Below are 23859 nucleotides of genomic sequence, written 5' to 3' on the forward strand. Positions count from 1 at the left end.
ACCCCCTTATTGCAGGCGCTGGCCGTTGGCGTAAAGCCCGCCGTCGTCGCGCATCTCGATCTTTGAGGTCAGCACGTCATCCCCGGCCGGAACCGCGAACAGACCCAGCATCATCCGCGCGCCCATCGCCTGTTCGTCGGGCAGCAGGGCCATCGCCACCAAAGTGTCGATCAGCTTGTTGCCACCAACCAGTTTCAGATCCACCGCGCCCTTCGGCATCGGCATCCCCATCGAATTGTCAAAGGTCGCCGCCCCGGTCCCGGTCAGCGAGGCCCCCGCCGCCGTCACTTCCAGCGTGTTCAGCGTGGCGCTCTGCGGCTCAAACGGCGAGCTTTCCAGCGCAGTCATTTCTTCCGGGTTGAAGAGATTGGCGGTCAGTTTCGCCTTGCCCGACAGATCCACATGCAGCGTCGCCGGATCATGCGGCAGCTGGCCCGACGGGTCGAACATGCCCCAGATCTGATCCGACAGGCTCAGCCCCGCCAGTTTCAGCACCAGCGCCATATCCGCAGGTTCCTCGCTGGCCGAGAGCGGCATGGCGATCTTGAACGCCGCATCGTCGAGGCCGAAGGAGATCGGGAACGGCAGTTGCGCGGTGGTCAGCTCGGCCTTGGTGCCCTTGGCGCTGGCATCATAGGTCATCCCCGCGGAGGAGAGATCCATCATAAACGCGCCGCTCTCGCCGCTCGAACTCATCGTGCCCTTGCCCTCGGCACCATCGAAATTCGCCGACATCGTCGAAGCGCCATAGGCCAGGCTGGCCGACATGGCAAAGCCTGCCTCCAGCGCCGGACCGAAATCGGCCATATCAAGCCCTTCGGGCAGCGACATGTCGCTGGTGATTTTGACGTCTTTGGCATTGGCGGTCATGTTGATCGTGCTGTTGGCCTCGGGGTCAGCACCCGAAACCGTCAGATCGGCGCTGGCCGCGGTCATGTCCGAGGTGATCGATTGCGCCTCATCATCCGAGGCCATCGTGTAGGTGCCGACAATGCCGTTCATCGCAAAGCGCATCTTGGCGGGCACATCGGTTTCGACCGCTTCAAAGCCGGTCATTTCCACCGCCACCTCATCGGCCTTCATCGCATAGGAAATATCGCCGACCTCACCCGAGGCGGTCATTTTCAGACCCTGCTGCGCGATCATCATCTCGGTGTTGATCGGGTCGCCGTCCGGGACTTCGGTCTTGCTGGTCATCGGCATCTGGTTCGACAGGGTCACTTCCACCGTGCCGTCGCCCATTTCCTTCATCCGCGCTTCGGGAATGGAGATCTTCGTCTCGGTGCGGACCTTTTCGGAGTTGGTTTCCCCAATCTCGGAGACCATGGACAGATCGATATCGGTGAGCACCAGCGTGTCGCCCATCATCTTGTCCGAGGCGGTGTTCACCTCATAGCCGAGCGCGGTGTAGTAATCGACCCAGCTCTGCCAGACCTCATCTGCGGTGACAGCAGCAGCGCCTGCCCCCGGCAAGAGCATTGCTGAAAGCGCCGCGATGGCGACGGTCGATTTCCACTGTACCATGATGAACCCCGGGTTCTAAGAATGTATTCGGCGACAGCATCCCGCGTGCCGGTGAAATGGTCAAGGGCAGGTCGTGCGCGCAGGCCGACAAGGTAAGGAATACCGGATGATCAACGTGACAAAGACCCCGGGGCTCTGGACCGTCCAGCTCGACCGTCCGGACAAGGCGAATGCCCTGACTTCCGCCATGTTAGAGACGTTGATCGACGCATTTACCGCGGCAAAACAGGCGCAAATCAACGCGCTGATCCTGACCGGCAGCGGCAAGGTCTTCTCGGCGGGGGCCGATCTGGCGGAGGCACATGCGGGCCTTGCCACCTCGGATCTGTGGGAGCGCTTGTCAGGCGCCGTCGCGGATCTGCCCGCGCTGACGATTGCCGCGCTGAACGGCACGGTGGCGGGTGGCGCCCTTGGCATGGTTCTGGCCTGCGACCTGCGCCTCTGCGTGCCACAGGCGAATTTCTTCTATCCGGTGATGAAACTCGGGTTTTTGCCGCAGCCCTCCGATGCGCGGCGCATGGCGCGGCTGATCGGCCCCGCCCGCACCAAATGGATCCTGATGGGCGGGCAGAAAATCACGGCCGATACCGCCCGGGACTGGGGATTGGTGGAGGCGATCGCGGCCGCGCAGGATCTTGAAGCACAGGCACGCGGTCTCGCCGAAGCGGCGATGGCGGCACAGCCCGCGCTGGTGGCGGGCATCAAGCAGCTTGTGCCATAGGACCCGAGGCCGGGCCAGCAAATGGCCCGACCGCGCAGTCCCGCACACACCACAGCGCAGGTATCAGGCGTAGACCGCCTCTTTGCCGAAATGTTTGGTCAGCATGTAATAGACCACCGCGCGGTATTTGTTGCGCTCCGACTTGCCATAGGTCTCGATCACGGCGTGAATGGCATCCATAAGCTCCGGCCCATCCTTCAGGCCCAGCTTCTTGATGAGGAAATTGGTTTTCACCGTTTCCAGCTCTTCCGATTGGCTGGCCGCCACCGTCGAGGCATCATCGTTGTAGATGGCCGGGCCACAGCCGATGGTCACCTTGGTCAGCAGGTCCATGTCGGGACTCATCCCGCATTTCACTTTCAGATCCTCGGCGTATTTCGCGATCAAATCGTCCCGTTTTCCCATCGTTCCTCACCTTTCGTTCTGCCCACTCTGGCGCAGGAAGGTTAGGACGAAGGCCCCGCCCGTTCAAAGCGAAAACTTACCTGAGCGTCACCCCATCGCGGGCGCCATGCCGGGTTTTCGCGTCATAATTGCGTTCTTCGGCAGCAATACGCGCAAAAATCGGCCCGGTATTGCGACACCGTGCCGCCTGAACGGCGCGGCGGGCCTTCGCGCCCAGCGCCGCATGGCCCTGCTCATGCTGCTTCAACGCGGCAAGCATCGCCTGCCAGCGCAGGCGCAGCGCGCGCGGCATCGCCTCGGGGCGCAGATGCTCGGGGAGGGTATAGCTGACCGTCAGGCTGACCTGGCAACCCGGCGTCCAGTCGACATGCCAGGTGGTATAGGCCCAGAACCCTTTCGGGCCCCGGGCCTGCATTTCTTCTTCCAGCCCCGCCGCTGTCAGCGCCGAGACCGGATAGTGCCGCGTCACCACGCGGTCCTCTGCCCGCGCCACAAGGGGCGCGAGCATCAGAACCAGCAAAAGTGCCGCGCGGCGCATCAGTAGCGGTAATGTTCGGCCTTGAACGGGCCGTCGACGGTCACGCCAATATAGGCCGCCTGATCCGGGCGCAGCTGGGTCAGCTTGACACCGATCCGGGCCAGATGCAGACGTGCGACCTTCTCATCCAGCGCCTTCGGCAGGATGTAGACGCCCGGCTGATATTCCGCGCCTTTGGTCCAGAGCTCGATCTGCGCCAGCACCTGATTGGTAAAGCTGGCCGACATCACGAAAGACGGGTGACCGGTGGCATTGCCGAGGTTCAACAGGCGGCCTTCGGACAGAAGGATGATCCTGTTGCCCGAGGGCATTTCGATCATGTCCACCTGATCCTTGATGTTGGTCCATTTGTGGTTCTTCAGCGCCGCGACCTGAATTTCATTGTCGAAATGGCCGATGTTGCCGACGATGGCCATGTTCTTCATCTCGCGCATATGCTCGATGCGGATCACGTCCTTGTTGCCGGTGGTGGTGACGAAGATGTCGGCGTCCGCCACCACATCTTCCAGCACCACCACTTCAAACCCGTCCATCGCCGCCTGCAGCGCACAGATCGGGTCGACTTCGGTCACTTTGACGCGGGCGCCGGCACCTTGCAGCGAGGCAGCACAGCCTTTGCCCACATCGCCATAGCCGCAGACCACGGCAACCTTGCCCGCCATCATCACATCGGTGGCGCGGCGGATGCCGTCGACCAGCGATTCCTTGCAGCCGTATTTGTTGTCAAACTTCGATTTGGTGACGCTGTCGTTCACATTGATCGCCGGGAAGGGCAGCAGGCCCTTTTTGTGCAGATCATAGAGGCGGTGCACGCCGGTGGTGGTCTCTTCCGACACACCTTTGATCGCATTGCGCTGTTTGGTGAACCAGCCCGGCGAGGCTTTCAGACGTTTCTTGATCTGGTTGAACAGGCAGACTTCCTCGTCGCTCGTCGGCACTTCGATGATATCCGTCTCACCGGCCTCAACGCGCGCGCCGAGCAGGATGTACATGGTGGCATCGCCGCCATCATCGAGGATCATGTTGCAGGTGCCGCCCTCGCCGCCGAACTGGAAGATCTGGTCGGTATAGGCCCAGTAATCCTCCAGCGTTTCGCCCTTGATCGCGAAAACCGGCACGCCCGAGGCGGCAATCGCTGCCGCCGCATGATCCTGGGTCGAGAAGATGTTGCACGAGGCCCAGCGCACATCCGCACCCAGCGCCGTCAGCGTCTCGATCAGCGCGGCGGTCTGAATGGTCATGTGCAGCGAGCCCGCGATACGGGCCCCCGCCAGCGGCTTGGTGGTGCCGTATTCTTCGCGCAAAGCCATCAGGCCCGGCATTTCGGTTTCGGCAATGTCGAGCTCTTTGCGGCCATAGGCGGCGAGCGACAGGTCTTTGACGATATAATCGGCCATCACGGATTCCTCTGAAAAGTTGCAGCCGACTTAACACCGCAAGCGTTTCAGAGCAATGAACGCAGGTCGTTTACATCATCATCCCGGGCTGCGACAGGATCTCATCGGCGCTGCGCGTCGGGTTCCAGCCGGTCCCCGAGGAAATCACACAGGCCTTGCCGTCGCGGCGGGTGTAGACCACCGTCCAGGTGCCCATTTCTTCCGAAGCCCAGAGCGCCACCGAGGTGCCATCGTCCCGTGCCTGTTCGGCGGTGGGATGTTCGGCAAAATCATGGTCCAAAGTGTCGGTCAGCACGGATTTCGCGTCACAATAGGGCTCATCCGCGCCCGGATTCTGATCGGCCGTTGCCACGGTATCATAGACCGAGAGGTCTTGCGGCACCGGCAGCGCATCCGACCCGCCCGGCATCGCCGCATAGCTTTGCAGCGGTTTGTCTTCGGTGGCAGAGCGGCCCGGATCGGCCCAGACTATGGCGGATGCGGCAAAGACCGCGGCAAAAGCCGTCACTGCCAACAGGGGATTCAGATTTTGGGTACGGGGCATCACATGCACCTTTCCACGCAAAGGCGCCGCGGCGCCGGTTACCGCATCAACGTGCGCGGGGCGCTGAAAGTTCCCGTTTCCGGCCCGATCACAGCCTGTTTACAGGCAGAGCGCGATTGCCTATCGCTGGGGCGACGGGAAAATCTGCCCCTCCTCGCCACCAGCCACCGGGATCTGCCGCATGGTTCTGTCTGCCCCCGCCGATGTCAGCGCCGCCCTTCTGGTGCAGCCATGAGCCGCGCCTGGCAACGCATGCTCTCGGGCCGCAGGCTGGACCTGCTGGACCCGACGCCGATGGACATCGAAGTCGAGGATATTGCGCATGGTCTGGCCTTTGTGGCGCGCTGGAACGGGCAGACGCGCGGCGACTGGCCCTATTCAGTGGCCGAGCATTCGCTTCTGGTCGAACAGATCTTTGCCCGCGCCCATCCCGGGATCGGGGCACGCTGGCAACTGGCCGCGCTGCTGCATGACGCGCCGGAATATGTGATCGGCGACATGATCAGCCCGGTCAAGGCCGCGATTGGCCCGGGCTACGGCGAGCTGGACGCCCGGCTGACGGCAGCCGTCCACCGCCGCTTTGGTCTGCCCGCCACCCTGCCCGCCGCGATCAAAAAGGCGATCAAGGCGGCGGATACCGTCTCGGCCTGGCTGGAAGCGGTGCAGATCGCGGGATTTTCGGAAGCTGAGGCGAACCGGCTGTTCAAGAAACCCGATCCGGTGCTGTTGCGGGGCCTGAGCATCCGTCTGCGCCCGCCCGCCGAGGTGCGCGCCGATTTTACGGCGCGCCACCGTGAATTGTTGGCGGCGATCCCCGCCGCCTGACCGGATCAGCCCGCGAAGCGGACGGTCTCGCGGCGATGGGTCTGCGGGGTGGGGCGTTGACCGCCAATGGCAAGAGCCATTACTTCTGCTATGAGTCTGAACATCTCTAATCCCTCCGTTGATGGAGCTTTCGCGGCGCTTTTAAGCTGATATTCCGTGGATCTGCGAGTCATTAAAACTGACGATATGAAAGGCAGGCTATCACATGGCCGAGATTGACTGGCGACAGATGCCCGCGCTGGCCGCGCTGCGGGCCTTTGCGGCGGCTGCGGCGCAGGGTGGGTTCAGCGCCGCCGCGCGTCAGCTGAACGTCACCCCCGCGGCCGTGGCGCAGCAGGTGCGCGCGCTGGAGGCCGAGCTGGGCGTGGCGCTGGTCTGGCGCGACGGCCGCGGGCTGCGGCTGACACCGGAAGGCGAAAAACTGGCGGCCAGCCTCTCGGAGGGATTTGCCACAATCCAAAGCGGGCTTGCCGCCGCGCGGCAGGGCGCGGGGCCGCGTCCGCTCTCGGTTACGCTGCCCCCCGCCTTTGCCACGCAATGGCTGATGCCGCGGCTGGGGCGGTTCTGGAAGGCGCATCCCGATGTGGCGCTGTCGCTGCTGCCCGATCACCGGGTGCTGGATTTGCGCGCCGAAGGGGTGGAGCTCGGCATCCGCTACGGCGACGGCCATTGGCCCGGGGTCAGCGCGGAGTTTCTGACCCCGGCCCATTACATCGTGGTGGCGGCGCCTGACCTTCTGACGGGAACATTGGCGGGGCGGCAGCTCAGCCCGGCCGATATGGCGGCCCTGCCCTGGGTGCGTGAGCGCGACTGGCCCGAACAGACGCAATGGCTGGAGGCGATCGGCCTCGATCCGAAACAGCTGCGCTTCACCGAATTTCCAACCGAGGAACTGGCCCTTGAAGCGGCCCGGCAGGGTTTCGGACTGCATGTCGAAAGCGCCACCTTGATCGAAGCCGATCTCAACGATGGCACTTTAATAAAAGTGCATGATTTCAAAAGCGATGCCTTGGGATATTATATCGTTTCCCCCACCGGACTCCGGCGGCCGGCAGCACAGGCATTTGTACAATGGCTGAAGGCCGAGGTTTGAACCCCGGCCTTCTTGTTCCCCTCGTGCAGATCATTCAGATCGCGAGGTCTTCCAGACTTTTTCCGCTCTCCAGTGCAGCCTGCACCCAGCGCGGCTTGCGGCCCCGCCCGGTCCAGGTTTCCGAGGAATCCGCCGGATTGGCATATTTCGCCTCAGCAGGTTTACGCTTTTTCGCAACAGAGATACCGGTCAAATCAGCCAGAGAGAAACCCATTTTTTGGGCGACTTCTTCCAGCTCAACAAGCGCTTCTTGCTTCCTGCGGTCTTCATAAGTGCTGATCGCCTTTTCGACGCGCACTTTCAGATCGCGAAGCTCTTTCAGAGCCATTTGTTCGAGATTGATCGTCATCACGCTTCCTTAAATAGTGATCAGCCTCATATTCCAATGAATCCGAGAGAGTACAACATGTTTTAAAGGCCGTGCGCCCATTCAAACTATTTCGGGCTACGTTTGGCCAAAATCCGCTGCAATGTCCGGCGATGCATATTCAGGCGCCGGGCCGTTTCCGAAACATTGCGGTCGCACAATTCATAGACACGTTGAATATGCTCCCACCGCACCCGATCTGCCGACATCGGATTTTCCGGCGGCGGCGGCAGCGCTTCGCCTTTGGCCAGCAAAGCGTTGGTGATGTCATTGGCGTCGGCGGGCTTGGACAGATAATCTGTGGCGCCGATTTTCACCGCGGCCACCGCGGTGGCAATCGCCCCATATCCGGTCAGCACCACGATCCGCGCATCGGGGCGCCGGTCCCGCAACGCCTCAACCACATCGAGGCCATTGCCATCCTCGAGCCGCAGGTCAACCACGGCATAGGCCGGCGCCGCGCTGCGCACGATTTCCTTGCCTGCGGCGACCGTTTCCGCGGTCAGCGGCGCAAAGCCCCGCTTTTCCATCGCGCGCGCCAGACGGGTGAGAAAGGGCAGATCATCATCCACCAGCAACAGGCTGCGGTCGGGGCCGAGTTCGGCAAAATCATCATCGGCCATGGTCTGCTCCTCGCATGGTTTGGACTTATCTAGAGTGTTGCGGACTGCGGGTCAAATTTGCGCCGTCCTGCCCCGGTTTTGGCCTAGCCCGCGCGTTTCACCGCCGCCGTATAACAGGCCACCGTATCGGCCATTTGCTCGGGCGTGGTGTCCCGGTTGAAATATTCAACAAAGCCGCGCTGGGGGAACATCAAATAGGTGTAGGTGGTGTGATCGACCAAATAATAAGGATCGGTGGTATCGCCGATATGATAATAGACTTTGTAGGCTTGGGCGGCCGCCTTAATCTGCTCGGGCGTCCCGCTGAGCCCCAGCATCCGCGGATGCATGGCATCCGTAAAGTCGCGCATCACCTCCGGCGTATCGCGTGCCGGATCCACCGAGATGAAGACGGGCGTCGCCTGAATGCCGCGCTCTTCCAGCAGGCTGGTTGCCTCAGCGTTGCGGGCATTGTCCAGCGGGCAGACATCCGGACAGGAAGTATAGCCGAAATAGACCAGCGTCGGCCCGGTGATCACGTCCTGATCCGTCACCGTCGCACCGTTCTCATCGGTCAGGGTGAACGGCCCGCCGATTGCAGCAGCCCCGCCCGCCACCGCCCCTTTGGCGCATTGGGCGAACAGATCAGACCCGTCGGACCGCGTGGCGTACCAACTCGCCCCCAGCAATACGGCCAGAACTGCCACTGCGCCGGCGGCATAGCTGCGCGTTGAAATCGCCATGAGAGATGTCCTTTTTTGGGTCGAGCATTGATTGCTCAAACCGCTGGGTTTATCAATGCAAGACGCTGAAATGCGACAACTGACCTCAGTCACAAGATGGCGACCGAGCGGCCGCGGAAAGGCAAAACATGCGTTCTGAGGCCCCGTTGCGAATGACCCATGATCCGCAACCCCGCGAAATGCACAGCGAATGGGTGCGGATGCGGACGCTGATCCTGTTGCGATGGGCGGCGATCACCGGCCAATTGGCCGCGATCATTGTGGCGGTGACCCGCTATGACATCATGCTGGATCTGCCATTGTGTCTGGCGGTGGTGGGGGCGGCGATTGCGGCCAATCTGGTGTCGATCTTTCTGTTTCCGGAAAACCGCCGCCTGACCGAGAACGAGGCCGCCGCCACATTGTGTTTCGACATCACCCAACTCGCGCTGTTGCTGGCGCTGACCGGTGGCCTGAACAATCCCTTCGCGGTGCTGATCCTCGCCCCGGCCACGATCGCCGCCACGGCGCTGCGCACCAATGCCACGATTTATCTGGTGGCCGCGACCATTGTGATGATCACCGCCGTTGCGATCTTTCACCTGCCCCTTGTCACTTTGGGTGGCGAGGAAATCTCGGTTCCCGCGGATTTTGAATTTGGCTTCTGGCTGGCCATCGTGATCGGCGTGGTTTTCATGGGGCTTTACGCGCGGCGCATCGCCTCTGAGATCCATTCCATGGGCGATGCCCTTCTGGCGACGCAAATGGCGCTCTCGCGCGAGCAAAAGCTGACCGATCTGGGCGGCGTGGTGGCGGCGGCGGCGCATGAACTGGGCACCCCGCTCGCCACCATCAAACTGGTCAGCGCCGAATTGGCCGATGAGCTGACCGACCCCGTCCACCGCGAAGATGCGCTGCTGATCCGCGCGCAGGCCGACCGCTGCCGCGACATCCTGCAATCCATGGGCCGGGCAGGCAAGGACGACCTGCACCTGCGCACCGCCCCCCTGATGGCGGTGCTGCGCGAGGCGGCAGAGCCGCATCTGGACCGTGGCCGCGAGATTGTGTTTGCCACCGCGCCCGGGGCTGAGCGGCAGCCCACGATCCACCGCCTGCCCGAGCTGATCCATGCCCTGCGCAACCTCATCCAGAACGCGGTGGATTTCGCGCAAACCACGGTATGGGTCGATGCCCGATGGAGCGCGACCGACATCCGGGTGACCATTTCGGACGATGGGCCGGGCTATACGCCCGCTGTGCTCAGCCGCATTGGCGATCCGTTCATCGGCAAACGCCCGGATGAGCGTGAAATCAGACCGCAATACCAAGGCATGGGGCTTGGCCTCTTCATCGCCAAAACATTGCTCGAACGCACCGGGGCACGGCTGATTTTCGGCAATGGTGCTGATCCGTTCCTGGCGGCCGGTGAGCGGGGTGAGCGCTCGGGCGCTCAGGTCACCCTGATCTGGCCGCGCGAGGCTCTCGTCGCGCCCGAGAGCACCGCTTTGGGTGAAAATCAGCGATTCGAGATTTAAATCTTTCACATAAGTTAATTTTTGCGGCTCACCCCCAGAAAGATTAACGGCGCGTTAACTATTGCGCGCAACACTGACGCGGGGTGTATCGAAGGGACCGGGTGATATGGTCGGTGATTGGTGGATGAACGTCGGCGTGCTGAGCGCCAGCGTTGTGGCAACGTCGGTGGGTTCCGCCGTCATTGCGCTTGCGCTTTTGTCCATGCGCGCGGCGGGGCCCGCCCGCCGCAAGGCCGCCGCCATGCCGCGCCCGGTGCTGGAGGAAACCGCCTTCCTCTTTGACGATCTGGAACTGGTCGATGCCACCGCACCCGCGCGCGCGTTGCTGGACACGGTGCCGGGTGCCGATGGCGACTGGACGCGGCTGACCGCCTATCTCGCGCCTCGGTTCGAGGGGCTGAGCAAAGCGCTCGACCGGCTGCCTGAAATGCACAGCATGACCCTGGTGGGGCCTGAGCGGGAGGACGGCACCGCGCTGCGGCTCAAGGCGGAATACACCAATGGCCTGACCCGGTTGACGCTGATTGATCCCGGCGCCGAGGGGCAGGGCCTTTTGGTCGATGTGCTCTCGCATCGCGCGCTGGAGGAGGAACTGGGGCTGTTGCGTCAGGCATCAGACCGGCTGCCCGCGCTGGCCTGGCGCGAGAATGCGGCGGGCGAGGTCACCTGGGCCAACCGCGCCTATATCCTGCGCTCCGAGGCCTATAGCGCGGGGTCTGACACCTTTGTCTGGCCCTTGCCGCGCATCTTTGAGATTGATCAGAACTCGATCACCTCAACCAAGCCCCGGCGGCTGAAGCTGGAGCAGGGCGATGACAAGAACGCCTGGTATGATTGCCACTCCTATATCCTCGACAAGGGCGTGTTGCATTTCGCGCTGCCCGCCGATGCGATCGTGCGGGCCGAGCGGGCGCTGCGCGATTTCGTGCAGACCCTGACCAAAACCTTTGCCGAATTGCCGATCGGGCTGGCCATCTTTGACCGGCAGCGGCAATTGCAGCTGTTCAACCCGGCGCTGATCGATCTCTTGGGCGTGGCACCGGAATTCATGTCCGGCCGCCCGACGCTTTACGCCTTTCTCGACCGGCTGCGCGAAACCCGGATGATGCCCGAGCCCAAGGATTACCGCAGCTGGCGCCAGCAAATGGCCGAGCTGGAGCAGGCCTCGGCCGCCGGGCACCATTCGGAAACTTGGACCTTGCCCTCGGGCCAGACCTACCGGGTGACGGGCCGCCCGCATCCCGACGGCGCCGTGGCGTTCCTCTTTGAGGACATCAGCTCGGAAGTGTCCCTGACCCGGCGGTTTCGGGCGGAACTCGAACTGGGGCAAGAGGTCATCGACGCGCTGCCACAGGCGATGGCGGTTTTCCTGTCCTCGGGCGAACTGGTCACCTCCAACATCGCCTATACCGAACTTTGGGGGGTCGATCCCGGCGCGACTCTGGGGCAGATGACGGCGATTGACGCCCTGCGCACCTGGCAACTTTTGTCCGAGCCGAACCCGATCTGGGCCGAAGCCCGTGACTATCTGGGCAAAATCGGCCCGCGCACGGTCTGGACCGCCGAGGCGCGGATGCAAGATGGCCGCCGGTTGGGCTGCCGTTTCGCGCCGCTTGCCGGGGGCTCAACCCTGGCCAGCTTCAGCCTGCTCGAGGCGGATGCCCCGGCGGTGCCGAAAACCTCCGGTTTCCTTGAAAGGGACAAAGTCGGCGCCAAGGCCTGAGCACCCTTGCGGCCACGGTCTGGCAGGGTAAAACTGCGCCATGACCACAGCGCATCTCCTCACCCTGCCGCTTGCGGATGCCGAAGCCACCACCCGGCTGGGTCAGTGGTTTGCCGCGCGTTTGCGCCCCGGCGATGTCCTGCTGCTGGCCGGGCAGATCGGCGCGGGCAAAACCCATTTCGCGCGCAGTCTGATCCAGAAACGACTGGCCGATGCGGGGCTGCGCGAAGATGTGCCCTCGCCGACCTTCACTTTGGTGCAGACCTATGACGATGATCTGGCCGAGATCTGGCACGCCGATCTTTACCGCCTGACGCATCCGGATGAGGCGGCGGAACTCGGTCTGGAAGAGGCGTTCGAGACGGCGATCTGCCTGATCGAATGGCCCGACCGGCTGGGCGATATGGCCCCGACATCGGCGCTGCGGCTGGAGTTTACCCTCAGCCAAGGGGGTTATTCGCGTGATCTGGTGCTCTCCGGCCCGGCCGCCTGGGCCGAGCGGATCAAAGGCCTCGCCGATGGGATCTGAAGACTTTCTGCGCGCCGCCGGATGGGGCAGCGCCACCGCAACCCCGCTCGCCGGTGACGCCTCCGCCCGCCGCTATGAACGCTTGATCCGCGGCAGCGACAGCGCCGTCCTGATGCGCGCGCCCGTCGATCCGCGGGAACAGGCCCGTTTCAGCCGCCTGGCCCGCTGGCTGACCGAGCGCGGCTTTTCCGCACCGCAGATCCTCGCCGAAGCCCCCGATCAGGGATTGATGCTGCTCGAAGATCTGGGGGACGATCTCCTCGCCCGGCTGATCGCCGCCGACCCCGCGCGCGAAGGCCCGCTCTACGCCGAGGTCACCGATTTCCTGACCGCCCTGCACCAGCATCCCGCACCGGATTTTGTGGCCCCGCTCGACGGCCCGGCGCTGGGATCACTGGTGCAATTGACACTGGATTGGTACCTGCCCATCGCCGGGGGCAGTGGCTGCACCGCCCTGCCCGCCGCCATCGCCGCACTCTACGAGGCGCTGAACCAAGAGGCTCCGGTGCTGGCGCTGCGCGATTTTCACGCCGAAAACCTGCTCTGGCTGCCTGCGCGGGCGGGCACGGCCTGCCTCGGCCTGCTGGATTTTCAGGACGCTGTCGCCGCGCATCCGGGCTATGACCTGATTTCGGCCCTACAAGACGCGCGCCGCGATGTCTCGCCCGCGGTTGCTGCCCGCGAAATCGCCCGCTACGCCACTCAAAACGGGCTGGATCAGAGCCGTTTTGCGGCGCTCTGCGCGCTCCTGGGCCTGCAACGCAATCTGCGGATTCTGGGCGTCTTCACCCGCCTCTGTCTGGCGATGGGCAAGGCGCAGTACGTCGATCTGATCCCCCGCGTCTGGCGGCATATCCAGCACAATCTGACGCATCCGGGCCTCGCCGAGCTTGCCGCGCTGATGGCGGACATGCCCGCGCCCACCCCCGATATTTTGAACAGGATCCAGGACCAATGCGGCCAACACCCGATGCGCTGATGCTCTTTGCCGCCGGTTTTGGCACCCGCATGGGACCGCTGACCGCGGAACGTCCAAAGCCGCTGATCCCGGTCGCCGGGCGCGCGCTGATCGACCATGCGCTGGATCTGGTGCGCGGCGCCGGGATCGGCACGGTGGTCGCCAACAGCCATTACCGGGCAGAGCAACTCGCCGCGCATCTGGCCGGTCAAAACGTCACTGTTTCACCTGAAATCGCAGAAATCCTCGAAACCGGCGGCGGTCTGCGGCAGGCGCTGCCGCTCTTGGGCGACGGGCCGGTGATGACGCTCAACACCGATGCGGTCTGGACCGGACCGAATGTCCTCACCACCCTGCGCACCGCCTGGCGACCCGAAGCCATGTCCGCGCTTCTGGCACTGGTGCCGGTGGAACGGGCGATGGGCTATCGCGGGGCGGGCGATTTCGCAATGGACGCCGAAGGGCGCATTCAGCGGGGTCCGGGCTATGTCTATACCGGGGCACAGATCCTTGACCCCGGAGGCTTGCACGACATCCCGGAGCGGGTGTTTTCCCTCAACATCCTGTGGGACCGGATGATCGCCGAAGGGCGCGCTTACGGCGTGGTGCATCCCGGCGGCTGGTGCGATGTCGGCCGCCCCGAGAGCATTCCCTTGGCCGAAAGCATGCTGCAGGCCGCGCATGTCTGAACCGCATCTCTTCGCGCTGCCCCCCGGCGTCGATTTCCCAGCCGAACTGGTCGCGGGCCTGATCGAACGGATGGCGGGTCAGCCGCCCGAGGCGATGGCGCGGGTTGAGCTCTATCTCAACACCAGCCGCATGCTGCGCCGCGTGCGCGAGGCGTTTGACCGCCACGGCACCCGCTTTTTGCCGCGTCTGCGGCTGATCACCGACCTTGGCCGCGATCCGCTTTCGGGCCTCGCCCCCGCCGTGCCGCCACTGCGCCGCCGCCTTGAGCTGGCCCAACTGATCGCGCAACTGGCGGAAGCGCAGCCGGATTTCGCCCCCGGCGCCGGGCTTTATGCGCTGGCCGACAGCCTCGCCGATCTCATGGCCGAGATGCAGAGCGAGGGCGTCGATCCCGCGACGTTGGAGGCACTGGATGTCGGTGAACATGCCGCGCATTGGCAGCGCAGCCTTGCCTTCATCCGCATCGTCGCGCGGTATTTTGAGGCCGACAGCCTGCCCGATCCTGCCGCGCGCCAGCGCCGCGTGGTCGAGGCTCTGGCGGAACGCTGGGCCATCTCACCGCCCGCGCATCCGGTGATCATCGCCGGCTCCACCGGCTCGCGCGGGGCCACGCAGCGCTTCATGCAGGCGGTGGCGGCCCTGCCGCAGGGCATGGTGGTGCTGCCGGGGTTCGATTTTGAGCAACCCGAGAGCCTGTGGGACGCGCTCACCGCCGGGCCGGTCCCCGCCGAAGACCATCCGCAATACCGCTTTGTTGCGCTTGCCGGATTGCTGGGGCTTGCCCCGTCCCAGATCGCCCGCTGGCGCGAAACGCGCGAGCCGAGCCCCGGGCGCAACCGCCTCGTGGCGCTGGCGCTGCGTCCGGCGCCGGTCACCGACCAATGGATGCGCGATGGTGCGGGACTGGGCGATCTGATCCCCGCGACCGAAGGGCTGAGCCTGATCGAAGCGCCCGATCCCCGGTCAGAGGCGCTGGCCATCGCGCTGATGCTGCGCGAGGCGGCAGAGCGCGGCACCACGGCGGCACTGGTCACCCCCGACCGGCTGCTGACCCGGCGGGTGGCGGCGGCGCTCGACCGTTGGGGCATCGTGCCCGATGACAGCGCGGGCCAGCCCTTGCAGCTGACGCCGCCGGGGCGTTTCCTGCGGCATGTCGCCGGGCTTTTCGGGCAAAAGCTGACGGTGGAGAGCCTGTTTGTCCTGCTCAAACACCCGCTGACCGCCACCGGTGCGGACCGCGGCAACCACCTGCGTTTTACCCGCGATCTGGAGCTGCATCTGCGCCGCCACGGCCCGGCCTTTCCGGATGCGACCGCGCTGAACACATGGGCCGAAGGGCGTGAGCCGGAGCGGATTCTCTGGGCAGCCTGGATCGGGGCCCGGCTCTCAGGTCTCGATGCACTGCACGAGATGCCCCTGACCGACTGGGTCGCGGTGCAAACCACGCTGGCCGAGGATCTGGCCGCCGGACCGGGCGGCAGCGTCGGCGCCAGCGGCCTGTGGAACAAGGACGGCGGGCGCGAGGCGCTGCGGGTGATCGAGGATCTGCGCCGCGAGGCCGCGCATGGCGGCACCTATTCCGCCGCGCAATATGCCGATCTGCTCTCGGGCCTCTTGCAGGGCGGCACCGTGCGGCAGGTGCAGGCAGCGCATCCGCTGATCTCGATTCAGGGCACGCTCGAGGTGCGCGGACAAGGCGCCGATCTGGTCATTCTGGCCGGTCTGAACGAGGGCAGCTGGCCCGAACCCGCCAAGCCTGACCCCTGGCTCAGCCGCAAGATGCGGCTCGATTCCGGCCTTTTGCTGCCCGAACGGCAGATCGGCCTTTCCGCACATGACTTTGAACAGGCGATTGCCGCGCCCCGCGTGGTGCTCAGCCGCGCCAAACGGAGCGCGGATGCGGAATGCGTGCCCTCGCGCTGGATGAACCGGCTGACCAATCTGCTGTCAGGGCTGCCGGAGCAAAACGGCCCGGCGGCGCTGGCGGCCATGCAGGCGCGCGGCAGCCAATGGCTGCATCTGGCCGCCGCGCTGTCTGTGCCCGAAAAAGTGCCCTCCGCCAAACGGCCCGCGCCGCGCCCGCCAGTCGATCACCGCCCCAAAACCCTGCCGGTCACCGCGATCAAGACGCTGATCCGCGACCCCTACGCGGTTTATGCTGCCCGCATCTTGCGGCTGCGCCCGCTGGACCCGCTGCGCCCCGAGCCTGACCCGCGCCTGCGCGGCACGCTGCTGCACGAGATCGTCGAGGCTTTCGTGCGTGCCCGCCCCGCCGACGAACCTCTGGATCAGGCGCGCGCCCGGCTGCTGCAGGTCACCGACACCGTGCTTGAGACCGAAGTGCCATGGCCCGTTGCCCAACGGCTCTGGCGTGCGCGCATCGCGCGGATTGCCGACAAATTCGTGGCCGATGAGGCGCGGCGCGCGGCCGAGGGCACGCCGGTGGTGATCGAGAAAAAAGGCTCTGTTCCGCTGAAAAACCTCGATTTCACCCTGACGGCGACGCCGGACCGGATTGACCTGCTCAGCGACGGGCAGGCGCAGATCTACGATTATAAATCCGGCACACCCCCAACGGCTAAAGAGATGGCCGCCTTTGACAAACAGCTCTATCTCGAAGCGGCGATGGCCGAGCGTGGCGGGTTTGAAGCGCTGGGCGCGCGTCCGGTGCGGGGGATGAGCTATCTGCGGCTGGGCGGTGCGGGCGAAGTCGCCACGCATTTCGCCGATCCCGACACGCTTGCCGCCACCTGGACCGGCCTTGGCCGTCTGATCGCCCGCTATTTCAAAGCCGAGACGGGCTATACCGCCCGCCGCGCCCTGCAACGCACCGAAGATCGCAGCGATTACGATCACCTGTCGCGCTTTGGCGAATGGGAAATGACGGCGCCCCCTGAACCGGAGGATATCGGCTGATGCGCCGCGATGACGCCACCGAACGGCAGGTTCAGGCCGCCGATCCGCTGTTTTCCACCTGGCTCTCGGCCAATGCGGGCTCGGGCAAGACCCGCGTTCTGACCGACCGCGTGGCGCGTCTGCTGCTGGCGGGCACCGAGCCGCAAAAGGTGCTGTGCCTCACCTATACCAAGGCCGCCGCCGCCGAGATGCAGAACCGGCTGCTCAAACGTTTGGGCGAATGGGCGATGCTGCCCGATGCCAAATTGCGGCAGGCGCTGCTGGATCTGGGCGAAACCGGGGGAATTGACGCCGAGACGCTCGCCCGCGCGCGGCGCCTTTTTGCCAAGGCGATCGAGACGCCGGGTGGCTTGAAGATCCAGACCATCCACTCGTTTTGCGCCGCCCTTCTGCGCCGGTTTCCGCTGGAGGCCGGCGTGCCGCATGGCTTTGCCGAGATGGACGACCGCGCGGGTGCGATCCTGCGCGCCGAGATATTGGACGAGATGGCGGCGGGCGGCGATGTCGAGGCGATTGACGCCCTTGCACGGCATTTCCCCGGCGAAGACTTCGACGGCCTTCTGGGCGAAATCAGCCGACATAGTGACGCATTTGCGGTGCCGCTCAGCCGGGATGGCGCGCTGGCGCTCTTTGATCTGCCGGGCGGGTACGACATGGATGCCCTTCTGGCCGAGGTGTTTCTGGGCGATGAGGCCGATCTGATTGCGGCCTTGGTGCCCCTGCTCGCAGGCAGCGGCGCCAATGACAGCAAGGCCGCCGCCAAGCTGCGTGGCAGCGGCACACCCGATCTGAAATCGCTGCTGCTGTTTGAGGATGTGCTGCTGACCGGCCCTTCGGCGAAGCTGCCGTTTTCTGCCAAGATCGGCAGCTTTCCCACCAAGGGACTGGCCAATGGGGCCGCCGCCCCGCTGATGGACCGGCTGGAGGCGCTGATGCGGCGGGTGGAGGCGGCACGCCCGCGCCGCTGTGCGCTGATGGCGGCGGAAAAGACCCTTGCGCTGCATCGGTTTGCGGGCAGTTGGCTGCCTGACTACGCCCGGCGCAAGGCGGCGCGCGGCTGGCTCGACTTTGACGATCTGATCCGGCGGGCGGGGCAATTGCTCTCGGACCCTTCGGTGGCGCAATGGGTGCTCTTCCGGCTGGATGGCGGCATTGACCACATTCTGGTCGATGAGGCGCAGGACACCAGCCCCGGTCAATGGCTGGTGATCGAACGCCTGTCCGAGGAATTCACCGCCGGGGTGGGCGCGCGCGGCGAGACGCGGACCTTGTTCGTGGTGGGCGACCGCAAACAGTCGATCTATTCCTTTCAGGGTGCCGATCTCCGCGAATTCGAGAAAATGCGGGACTATTTCAGCCAGAAATTCACCGCAGCCGGGCAGCCGTTGCAGAATTTGACGCTGGAGCATTCCTTCCGCTCCTCCGAGGCTATCCTGCGGTTGGTCGATCTGACCTTTGATGAGCGGGTGCAGCAGGGCCTGGGCGGCGAAACCCGTCACCGCGCCTTCAACAGCGATCTGCCGGGGCGGGTGGATCTGTGGGAGCCGGTGCCGAAAGCGGGCGATGCCGAAGAGGATGACTGGCAGGACCCGGTCGATCTGCGCGGCGAGAGCCATGAGACCGTGGTGCTCGCGCGCCGCATCGCCGCCGAGATAAAGGCGATGATCACCCGGGGCGAACGTCTGCCGGGGCGCGAGGGCGCGCGGCCGGTGCATGAGGGCGATTTTCTGATCCTCGTGCAGCGCCGCTCCGCGCTTTTTGCCGAGATCATCCGGGCCTGCAAGGCGGCGGGGCTGGCGATTGCCGGGGCGGACCGGCTCAAGCTTGGTGCCGAACTCGCGGTGCGCGACATCGGTGCGCTGCTGGCCTTTCTGGCAACGCCAGAGGATGACCTGTCGCTGGCCGCTGTCCTGCGCTCGCCGCTCTTTGGCTGGAGCGAGGGCCAGCTCTACGCGCTGGCGCAACCGCGCCCCGGCTATCTCTGGGAGGCATTGCGCAACCAGCCGGAACATGCGGAAACCGTCTCTGTTCTGGCCAGTTTGCGCGATGCGGCGGATTACCTGCGCCCCTATGAGCTGATCGAACGTCTGCTGACCCGGCATGGGGGCCGCGCCAATCTGGTGGCGCGTCTGGGGCCGGAGGCCGAGGACGGGATTGACGAACTCCTGTCGCAGGCCCTCGCCTTTGAGCGCAGCGAAGTGCCCAGCCTCACCGGTTTTCTCGGCTGGTTGCAGGCCGATGATGTCGAGGTGAAACGGCAGCTCGACAGCGGCGGCCGGGCGATCCGGGTGATGACGGTGCATGGCTCAAAGGGGCTGGAGGCGCCGATCGTCATCCTGCCCGAGACCGCTAAACGCCGCGATCCGCGCCCCGCCGAGGTGCTGCGCCCCGGTCAGGGTCCGGCGATCTGGCGGCCCGGCTCGGATGCGATGCCGCCGCTGGCGGTGACGCTGCGCGATGACCAGCTGGAGCGGCAGCGCGAAGAGCGGATGCGGCTTTTGTATGTGGCGCTGACGCGGGCGGAGAAATGGCTGATCCTCTGCGCGGCGGGCGAGGTCGGGACGGGTCCGGACAGCTGGTACGGGCTGGTGGCGGATGCGATGCAAAAGGCGGGCGCCACGGCGGGCTTTACGCTCAGCCGGGCCGAGACCGATGCTGCCCCTTTCCAGCGGCTGAGCTTTGGCGATTGGCCGGAACCTGAACCCGGCGAGGCCACCACCGCCCCGCCGCCGGTGATCCTGCCCGCCTGGACCGGAGAGCGTGCCGCCCCGGTGCCCGAGCCGGACAAGGCGCTCTCCCCGTCGGACCTCGGCGGGGCCAAGGCGCTGCCGGGCGAGCTGGGGCTGGAGGAGGAGGCCGCCAAGCGGCATGGGCGGCAGCTGCACCTCTTGCTGGAGCATCTGCCTGACTGGCCCGAGGTCGATTGGCCCGCGATTGCCGCCAGCCTCCTGCTGACCGGCGAGGATGCCGCGCTGGCCGCCGAGATCGACACCGTGCTGGCCGAGGCGCGGCGGGTTCTGACCGCCACCGTTCTCGCCCCCTATCACGGGCCCGACGCGCTGGCCGAAGTCGAGCTGACCGCCGTTTTGCCCGAACTCGGCGGGCGGCGGATGCATGGGATCATCGACCGGCTTGTGATCACAGACGATCGCATTCTGCTGCTCGATTATAAATCGAACCGCACCGTGCCCCGGGATGCCAGCGCCGTGCCCGAGGGGATCTTGCGGCAGATGGGCGCCTATGTCGCGGCGCTGAACCAGATTTATCCCGGCCGCCGGGTTGAGGCCGCGGTTTTCTGGACCGCCACCGGCGACCTCATGCCCCTCCCAATCGCACAATTGGGGGATGCACTGCGCGCAACCCCCCTATGTTGAATGCGCCCTTTGCCTTGACGTCTGCGGGACCGATCCCTAGGTTCCGATCCAACCCACCGCATCAGGAGTTTCCCATGGCCACGCAGCCCGTCACCGATGCCACCTTCGATACCGAGGTGCGCAATTCCGACCTTCCGGTCGTTGTCGATTTTTGGGCCGAATGGTGCGGCCCGTGCCGTCAGATCGGCCCGGCTCTGGAAGAGCTGTCGGAAGAGCTGGCCGGCAAGGTCAAGATCGTCAAGCTGAACGTCGACGAAAACCCCGACAGCCCGGCCGTTCTGGGCGTGCGCGGGATCCCGGCGCTGTTCCTTTTCAAAGACGGTCAGGTCGTGTCGAACAAAGTCGGCGCTGCACCGAAAGCGGCCCTCGCCGCCTGGATCAACGCCTCGATCTGAGCGTGATCCGATGTGATCCGAAAGGCGCCCTCCGGGGCGTCTTTTGCATTTTGGCGCTTAGATTGCCCAGCCGCCCCGGCGCAGCGCCGCGAGGATCTGCGCCTCGCATTCCGGACGCCCGGCGTTGATTGCCTGCTCTTGCAGAAACCACCACAGATAGGCGTCAAAATCCGGGCGCTGCGTCAGCGCACGGTCCAGCGCCGCCATCCCCTCACGCGGGACCGAGGCGGCGATGTGGTGAAAATCGATCTCGGCAAAGAGCAGCGCGGGTTTGTGCAACAGATAGCCCTGAATGGCCATCGCGCTGTTTTGCGTGGCGACCAGCGCGCAGTCGGCCAGTGCCGCCGCCGAGCCGCCGTTTTGCCAGCGGAAATTCGGATGGGCCGCGGCCAGCCGGTCCAGCGCCTGCAGTTCCGCCTCGAGATAGCTCTCGCGCGGGTGCAGCGTTGCCAGTACGGGGCGCGGGCTGAACCTTTGCAGCAGGGTTTCCAACATCGCGAGGGGTGACATCGACTGAAAACTGCGGTGTTCCGACAGCCGCCCCTGAAGGGGTACAAAGATCATTCCCGCCGGATCCCGCTGAGGCAGCCCGGCGGGATGCAGGCTCTGCCGCAACCGCCCGGCAAAGCGGCGGGCCAGTTCGGGGTCCACCGCCGCCGCATCAAAGGCCGCAAGGGCAACTGGCCAGCGCCAGCGCTCGGCGCAGGCTTCGATGCGCCAGAACGCCCCCAGATAGCTGCGTCGACAGGTCAGCGCCCCCGGATGCGGCACGCTCATGTGAAACAGCGCATGTCCCCGCCGCAGGGGCGCTTTTGCCAGTTCGGCCAAAGTGTTCTCGCGCAGCTCGACCCGCCAGCCCTGCCCCTCGACCGCGCCGCGCAAGCGGTTGAAGAAATTGTGCTGCCCCGCCCGCACCTGTGACAGGGTCGGCGTATCGAGATAAAGGCGGAGGGGCACGGGCTGCGGCATGACGATCACGCTAGGGTGCGGCCGCGCGGGTTGCAAGCCGGGCCTGTGAGGCACATATCGGGGCAAACGGAGGCTTTCATGGCAGAAGACAAATTCCCCGGTTGGCACGGGACGACAATTCTCGCGGTCCGGCGCGGCGGCGAAGTGGTGGTGGCGGGCGACGGGCAGGTCAGCCTCGGCCAGACCGTCATCAAAGGCTCGGCCCGCAAGGTGCGCCGCCTCTCGCCTGGCGGGCGCGATGTGGTGGTGGGCTTTGCCGGTTCCACCGCCGATGCCTTTACCCTGCTGGAACGCCTGGAGAAAAAGCTGGAGGCGCAACCCGGCCAACTGGCGCGCGGCTGTGTCGAGCTGGCGAAAGACTGGCGGATGGACAAATACCTGCGCAATCTGGAGGCGATGCTGATCGTCACCGACGGCACCGAGCTTTTTGTGATCACCGGTGCGGGCGATGTGCTGGAGCCCGAGAATGACATTGCCGCCATCGGTTCCGGCGGCAATTTCGCCCTCGCCGCCGCGCGCGGGCTGATGGAAACCGGGCTGGATGCCGAGGCGATTGCCCGCAAGGCGATGGCGATTGCCGCCGACATCTGCGTCTACACCAATGGCAGACTGACCGTGGAAAGGATCAGCGCATGACCTCCCTCACCCCGCGCGAGATCGTCTCGGAACTTGACCGTTTCATCATTGGCCAGACGGCGGCGAAACGCGCCGTCGCGGTGGCCCTGCGCAACCGCTGGCGGCGCAAGCAGCTGCCGGATGACCTGCGCGAAGAGGTCTATCCGAAGAACATCCTGATGATCGGCCCCACCGGCGTCGGCAAAACCGAAATCAGCCGCCGTCTGGCGAAACTCGCCCGCGCGCCCTTCCTCAAGGTCGAGGCCACGAAATTCACCGAAGTCGGCTATGTCGGCCGCGATGTCGAGCAGATCATCCGCGATCTGTGCGACACGGCGATGATCGACACCCGCGCCCGGATGCGCGAAGAGGTGACCGCCCGCGCCCATGCCGCCGCCGAAGAGCGGGTGGTGGAGGTGATCGCCGGCAAGGACGCCCGCGAGGCCACGCGCGAGATGTTCCGCGGCAAGCTGAAGCGCGGCGAGCTGGACGATACGGTGATCGAGATCGAGATTGCCGATACCGCCTCGACCCCGGCGATGGGACTGAACATGCCCGGCATGGAAATGCAGATGCAGGGGTTGCAGGATCTCTTTGGCAAGGCCTTTGGCGGCCGCAAGACCCGCAAGAAACTCACCGTGGCGCAGAGCTATGATTATCTGATCTCGGAAGAGGCGGACAAACTGCTGGACGACGAGGCGGTGAAATTGGCCGCCCTGGAAGCGGTGCAGGAACAGGGCATCGTCTTTATCGATGAAATCGACAAGGTCTGCGCCCGCGCCGAAACCCGGGGCGCCGATGTCAGCCGCGAGGGGGTGCAGCGCGATCTGTTGCCGTTGATCGAGGGGACGACGGTTTCGACCAAATATGGCCCGGTGAAAACCGACCATATCCTGTTCATCGCCTCTGGCGCGTTCCACATCGCCAAACCCTCGGACCTCTTGCCCGAATTGCAGGGCCGCCTGCCGATCCGGGTCGAGCTGCAACCGCTGACCGAGAATGACTTCGTCCGCATCCTGACCGAGACGGATAATGCGCTCACCCGGCAATATACGGCGCTGTTGGCCACGGAAGAGGTCACCGTGAGTTTCACCACCGACGGCATCGCCGCGCTGGCGCGGATTGCGGCCGAGGTGAACCGTTCGGTGGAAAACATCGGTGCACGGCGGCTTTATACTGTGCTCGAGCGGGTGTTTGAGGAGCTGTCCTTCAACGCCCCTGACCGGGGCGGCCAGTCGGTTGAGGTGAACGAGGCCTTTGTGCAGCTTTACCTCGGCGATCTGGCGGCCTCGACCGATCTGAGCCGCTACGTGCTCTGATACCGCAACGTCAGCCCCCGGCATGCCCGCCCGTGGCAGTCTGGGGGGCTGGCCTCGCCCGCTGCCCGTGCTAGCCTGCCGGGCGAATGGGGGGGCGA

At 65.0% G+C, this 23859-nt stretch carries 22 protein-coding genes; 13 read left to right on the forward strand and 9 right to left on the reverse strand.

Annotated features, from left to right (window positions below; genetic code table 11):
* Positions 1-6: 6 nt before the first annotated feature.
* Positions 7-1524 carry a DUF2125 domain-containing protein gene (locus tag ACEN2S_RS02635; protein WP_441862035.1) on the reverse strand — a complete coding sequence of 506 codons (1518 nt, stop codon included), beginning with the start codon at positions 1522-1524 and terminating at the stop codon, positions 7-9.
* A 106-nt stretch (positions 1525-1630) separates the two neighbouring features.
* Between ACEN2S_RS02635 and ACEN2S_RS02640 the strand changes: the two genes are divergently transcribed.
* On the forward strand, positions 1631-2245 hold the full coding sequence (locus ACEN2S_RS02640) for an enoyl-CoA hydratase/isomerase family protein (RefSeq protein ID WP_441862037.1): 615 nt from the start codon (positions 1631-1633) through the stop codon (positions 2243-2245).
* Positions 2246-2308: 63 nt separating this feature from the next.
* Here the strand turns inward: ACEN2S_RS02640 and ACEN2S_RS02645 are convergent, their stop codons facing one another.
* The 4 genes from ACEN2S_RS02645 to ACEN2S_RS02660 form a co-directional block, all read right to left on the reverse strand.
* Positions 2309-2650, reverse strand: a complete 342-nt coding sequence (locus ACEN2S_RS02645) for a DUF2853 family protein (protein WP_441862039.1) — start codon at positions 2648-2650, stop codon at positions 2309-2311.
* 76 nt (positions 2651-2726) lie between these two features.
* Positions 2727-3158 carry a DUF922 domain-containing protein gene (locus ACEN2S_RS02650; protein ID WP_441862041.1) on the reverse strand — a complete coding sequence of 144 codons (432 nt, stop codon included), beginning with the start codon at positions 3156-3158 and terminating at the stop codon, positions 2727-2729.
* Between the two features lie 29 nt (positions 3159-3187).
* The gene (gene ahcY / locus ACEN2S_RS02655) at positions 3188-4585 is read right to left on the reverse strand and encodes an adenosylhomocysteinase (protein ID WP_441862043.1); all 1398 of its coding nucleotides are present in this window, start codon (positions 4583-4585) and stop codon (positions 3188-3190) included.
* Between the two features lie 70 nt (positions 4586-4655).
* A complete protein-coding gene (locus ACEN2S_RS02660; RefSeq protein WP_441862044.1) occupies positions 4656-5129 on the reverse strand; it encodes a hypothetical protein in 474 nt (157 codons plus the stop codon).
* Positions 5130-5360: 231 nt separating this feature from the next.
* On the opposite strand from ACEN2S_RS02660, the gene ACEN2S_RS02665 reads away from it, so the two are divergent.
* Both ACEN2S_RS02665 and ACEN2S_RS02670 read left to right on the forward strand, forming a co-directional pair.
* Positions 5361-5954, forward strand: coding sequence for an HD domain-containing protein (locus ACEN2S_RS02665; RefSeq protein WP_441862046.1), 594 nt, complete (start codon positions 5361-5363; stop codon positions 5952-5954).
* A gap of 205 nt (positions 5955-6159) precedes the next feature.
* Positions 6160-7047 (forward strand): LysR family transcriptional regulator, encoded by an 888-nt coding sequence (locus ACEN2S_RS02670; RefSeq protein ID WP_441862048.1) that lies wholly within the window; start codon positions 6160-6162, stop codon positions 7045-7047.
* A gap of 34 nt (positions 7048-7081) precedes the next feature.
* Here ACEN2S_RS02670 and ACEN2S_RS02675 read toward each other — a convergent pair whose 3' ends face one another.
* The 3 genes from ACEN2S_RS02675 to ACEN2S_RS02685 all read right to left on the reverse strand — a co-directional run bounded on the left by ACEN2S_RS02675 (position 7082) and on the right by ACEN2S_RS02685 (position 8759).
* Positions 7082-7396 (reverse strand): H-NS histone family protein, encoded by a 315-nt coding sequence (locus ACEN2S_RS02675; protein ID WP_441862050.1) that lies wholly within the window; start codon positions 7394-7396, stop codon positions 7082-7084.
* An 86-nt stretch (positions 7397-7482) separates the two neighbouring features.
* Positions 7483-8037, reverse strand: a complete 555-nt coding sequence (locus ACEN2S_RS02680; RefSeq protein ID WP_441862052.1) for an ActR/PrrA/RegA family redox response regulator transcription factor — start codon at positions 8035-8037, stop codon at positions 7483-7485.
* An 83-nt stretch (positions 8038-8120) separates the two neighbouring features.
* Entirely contained in the window at positions 8121-8759 is a 639-nt protein-coding gene (locus tag ACEN2S_RS02685) for an SCO family protein (protein ID WP_441862054.1), read from the reverse strand.
* A 128-nt stretch (positions 8760-8887) separates the two neighbouring features.
* Here ACEN2S_RS02685 and regB point away from each other — a divergent pair, with 128 nt between their 5' ends.
* From regB to trxA, 8 genes are all read left to right on the forward strand, one after another.
* Positions 8888-10273: a sensor histidine kinase RegB gene (gene regB / locus ACEN2S_RS02690; protein WP_441862057.1), complete on the forward strand. Its 1386-nt coding sequence runs from the start codon at positions 8888-8890 to the stop codon at positions 10271-10273.
* A gap of 106 nt (positions 10274-10379) precedes the next feature.
* Entirely contained in the window at positions 10380-11996 is a 1617-nt protein-coding gene (locus ACEN2S_RS02695) for a PAS-domain containing protein (protein ID WP_441862059.1), read from the forward strand.
* A gap of 40 nt (positions 11997-12036) precedes the next feature.
* On the forward strand, positions 12037-12525 hold the full coding sequence (tsaE, locus tag ACEN2S_RS02700; RefSeq protein ID WP_441862061.1) for a tRNA (adenosine(37)-N6)-threonylcarbamoyltransferase complex ATPase subunit type 1 TsaE: 489 nt from the start codon (positions 12037-12039) through the stop codon (positions 12523-12525).
* The gene (locus tag ACEN2S_RS02705) at positions 12515-13504 is read left to right on the forward strand and encodes an aminoglycoside phosphotransferase family protein (RefSeq protein ID WP_441862063.1); all 990 of its coding nucleotides are present in this window, start codon (positions 12515-12517) and stop codon (positions 13502-13504) included. The genes tsaE and ACEN2S_RS02705 overlap by 11 nt, the downstream gene beginning before the upstream one ends.
* Positions 13480-14172, forward strand: coding sequence for a nucleotidyltransferase family protein (locus tag ACEN2S_RS02710; protein ID WP_441862065.1), 693 nt, complete (start codon positions 13480-13482; stop codon positions 14170-14172). The genes ACEN2S_RS02705 and ACEN2S_RS02710 overlap by 25 nt, the downstream gene beginning before the upstream one ends.
* Positions 14165-17089 carry a double-strand break repair protein AddB gene (gene addB / locus ACEN2S_RS02715; protein WP_441862066.1) on the forward strand — a complete coding sequence of 975 codons (2925 nt, stop codon included), beginning with the start codon at positions 14165-14167 and terminating at the stop codon, positions 17087-17089. Before ACEN2S_RS02710 ends, addB begins: the two co-directional genes overlap by 8 nt.
* Complete coding sequence (addA, locus tag ACEN2S_RS02720) at positions 17089-20463, forward strand: double-strand break repair helicase AddA (RefSeq protein WP_441862068.1); 3375 nt, start codon at positions 17089-17091, stop codon at positions 20461-20463. The genes addB and addA overlap by 1 nt, the downstream gene beginning before the upstream one ends.
* Positions 20464-20537: 74 nt before the next feature.
* Positions 20538-20858 (forward strand): thioredoxin, encoded by a 321-nt coding sequence (gene trxA / locus ACEN2S_RS02725; protein ID WP_441862070.1) that lies wholly within the window; start codon positions 20538-20540, stop codon positions 20856-20858.
* Positions 20859-20915: 57 nt separating this feature from the next.
* Here the strand turns inward: trxA and ACEN2S_RS02730 are convergent, their stop codons facing one another.
* The gene (locus ACEN2S_RS02730) at positions 20916-21815 is read right to left on the reverse strand and encodes a hypothetical protein (protein ID WP_441862072.1); all 900 of its coding nucleotides are present in this window, start codon (positions 21813-21815) and stop codon (positions 20916-20918) included.
* Positions 21816-21905: 90 nt separating this feature from the next.
* Between ACEN2S_RS02730 and hslV the strand changes: the two genes are divergently transcribed.
* Positions 21906-22463: an ATP-dependent protease subunit HslV gene (hslV, locus tag ACEN2S_RS02735; protein ID WP_441862074.1), complete on the forward strand. Its 558-nt coding sequence runs from the start codon at positions 21906-21908 to the stop codon at positions 22461-22463.
* On the forward strand, positions 22460-23761 hold the full coding sequence (gene hslU / locus ACEN2S_RS02740) for an ATP-dependent protease ATPase subunit HslU (protein WP_441862076.1): 1302 nt from the start codon (positions 22460-22462) through the stop codon (positions 23759-23761). The genes hslV and hslU overlap by 4 nt, the downstream gene beginning before the upstream one ends.
* The last annotated feature ends 98 nt before the right edge of the window (positions 23762-23859 follow it).

The sequence above is a fragment of the Phaeovulum sp. W22_SRMD_FR3 genome (assembly GCF_052113705.1).
In the GTDB taxonomy this organism is placed as follows: domain Bacteria; phylum Pseudomonadota; class Alphaproteobacteria; order Rhodobacterales; family Rhodobacteraceae; genus JBGQOG01.

What these genes read in the sequence shown, in the direction of transcription:
- ACEN2S_RS02635 (WP_441862035.1), bottom strand. Translation starts at nt 1,524, where the DNA reads ATGGTACAGTGGAAATCGACCGTCGCCATCGCGGCGCTTTCAGCAATG.
- ACEN2S_RS02640 (WP_441862037.1), top strand. Translation starts at nt 1,631, where the DNA reads ATGATCAACGTGACAAAGACCCCGGGGCTCTGGACCGTCCAGCTCGAC.
- ACEN2S_RS02645 (WP_441862039.1), bottom strand. Translation starts at nt 2,650, where the DNA reads ATGGGAAAACGGGACGATTTGATCGCGAAATACGCCGAGGATCTGAAA.
- ACEN2S_RS02650 (WP_441862041.1), bottom strand. Translation starts at nt 3,158, where the DNA reads ATGCTCGCGCCCCTTGTGGCGCGGGCAGAGGACCGCGTGGTGACGCGG.
- ahcY (WP_441862043.1), bottom strand. Translation starts at nt 4,585, where the DNA reads ATGGCCGATTATATCGTCAAAGACCTGTCGCTCGCCGCCTATGGCCGC.
- ACEN2S_RS02660 (WP_441862044.1), bottom strand. Translation starts at nt 5,129, where the DNA reads ATGCCCCGTACCCAAAATCTGAATCCCCTGTTGGCAGTGACGGCTTTT.
- ACEN2S_RS02665 (WP_441862046.1), top strand. Translation starts at nt 5,361, where the DNA reads ATGAGCCGCGCCTGGCAACGCATGCTCTCGGGCCGCAGGCTGGACCTG.
- ACEN2S_RS02670 (WP_441862048.1), top strand. Translation starts at nt 6,160, where the DNA reads ATGGCCGAGATTGACTGGCGACAGATGCCCGCGCTGGCCGCGCTGCGG.
- ACEN2S_RS02675 (WP_441862050.1), bottom strand. Translation starts at nt 7,396, where the DNA reads ATGACGATCAATCTCGAACAAATGGCTCTGAAAGAGCTTCGCGATCTG.
- ACEN2S_RS02680 (WP_441862052.1), bottom strand. Translation starts at nt 8,037, where the DNA reads ATGGCCGATGATGATTTTGCCGAACTCGGCCCCGACCGCAGCCTGTTG.
- ACEN2S_RS02685 (WP_441862054.1), bottom strand. Translation starts at nt 8,759, where the DNA reads ATGGCGATTTCAACGCGCAGCTATGCCGCCGGCGCAGTGGCAGTTCTG.
- regB (WP_441862057.1), top strand. Translation starts at nt 8,888, where the DNA reads ATGCGTTCTGAGGCCCCGTTGCGAATGACCCATGATCCGCAACCCCGC.
- ACEN2S_RS02695 (WP_441862059.1), top strand. Translation starts at nt 10,380, where the DNA reads ATGGTCGGTGATTGGTGGATGAACGTCGGCGTGCTGAGCGCCAGCGTT.
- tsaE (WP_441862061.1), top strand. Translation starts at nt 12,037, where the DNA reads ATGACCACAGCGCATCTCCTCACCCTGCCGCTTGCGGATGCCGAAGCC.
- ACEN2S_RS02705 (WP_441862063.1), top strand. Translation starts at nt 12,515, where the DNA reads ATGGGATCTGAAGACTTTCTGCGCGCCGCCGGATGGGGCAGCGCCACC.
- ACEN2S_RS02710 (WP_441862065.1), top strand. Translation starts at nt 13,480, where the DNA reads ATGCGGCCAACACCCGATGCGCTGATGCTCTTTGCCGCCGGTTTTGGC.
- addB (WP_441862066.1), top strand. Translation starts at nt 14,165, where the DNA reads ATGTCTGAACCGCATCTCTTCGCGCTGCCCCCCGGCGTCGATTTCCCA.
- addA (WP_441862068.1), top strand. Translation starts at nt 17,089, where the DNA reads ATGCGCCGCGATGACGCCACCGAACGGCAGGTTCAGGCCGCCGATCCG.
- trxA (WP_441862070.1), top strand. Translation starts at nt 20,538, where the DNA reads ATGGCCACGCAGCCCGTCACCGATGCCACCTTCGATACCGAGGTGCGC.
- hslV (WP_441862074.1), top strand. Translation starts at nt 21,906, where the DNA reads ATGGCAGAAGACAAATTCCCCGGTTGGCACGGGACGACAATTCTCGCG.
- hslU (WP_441862076.1), top strand. Translation starts at nt 22,460, where the DNA reads ATGACCTCCCTCACCCCGCGCGAGATCGTCTCGGAACTTGACCGTTTC.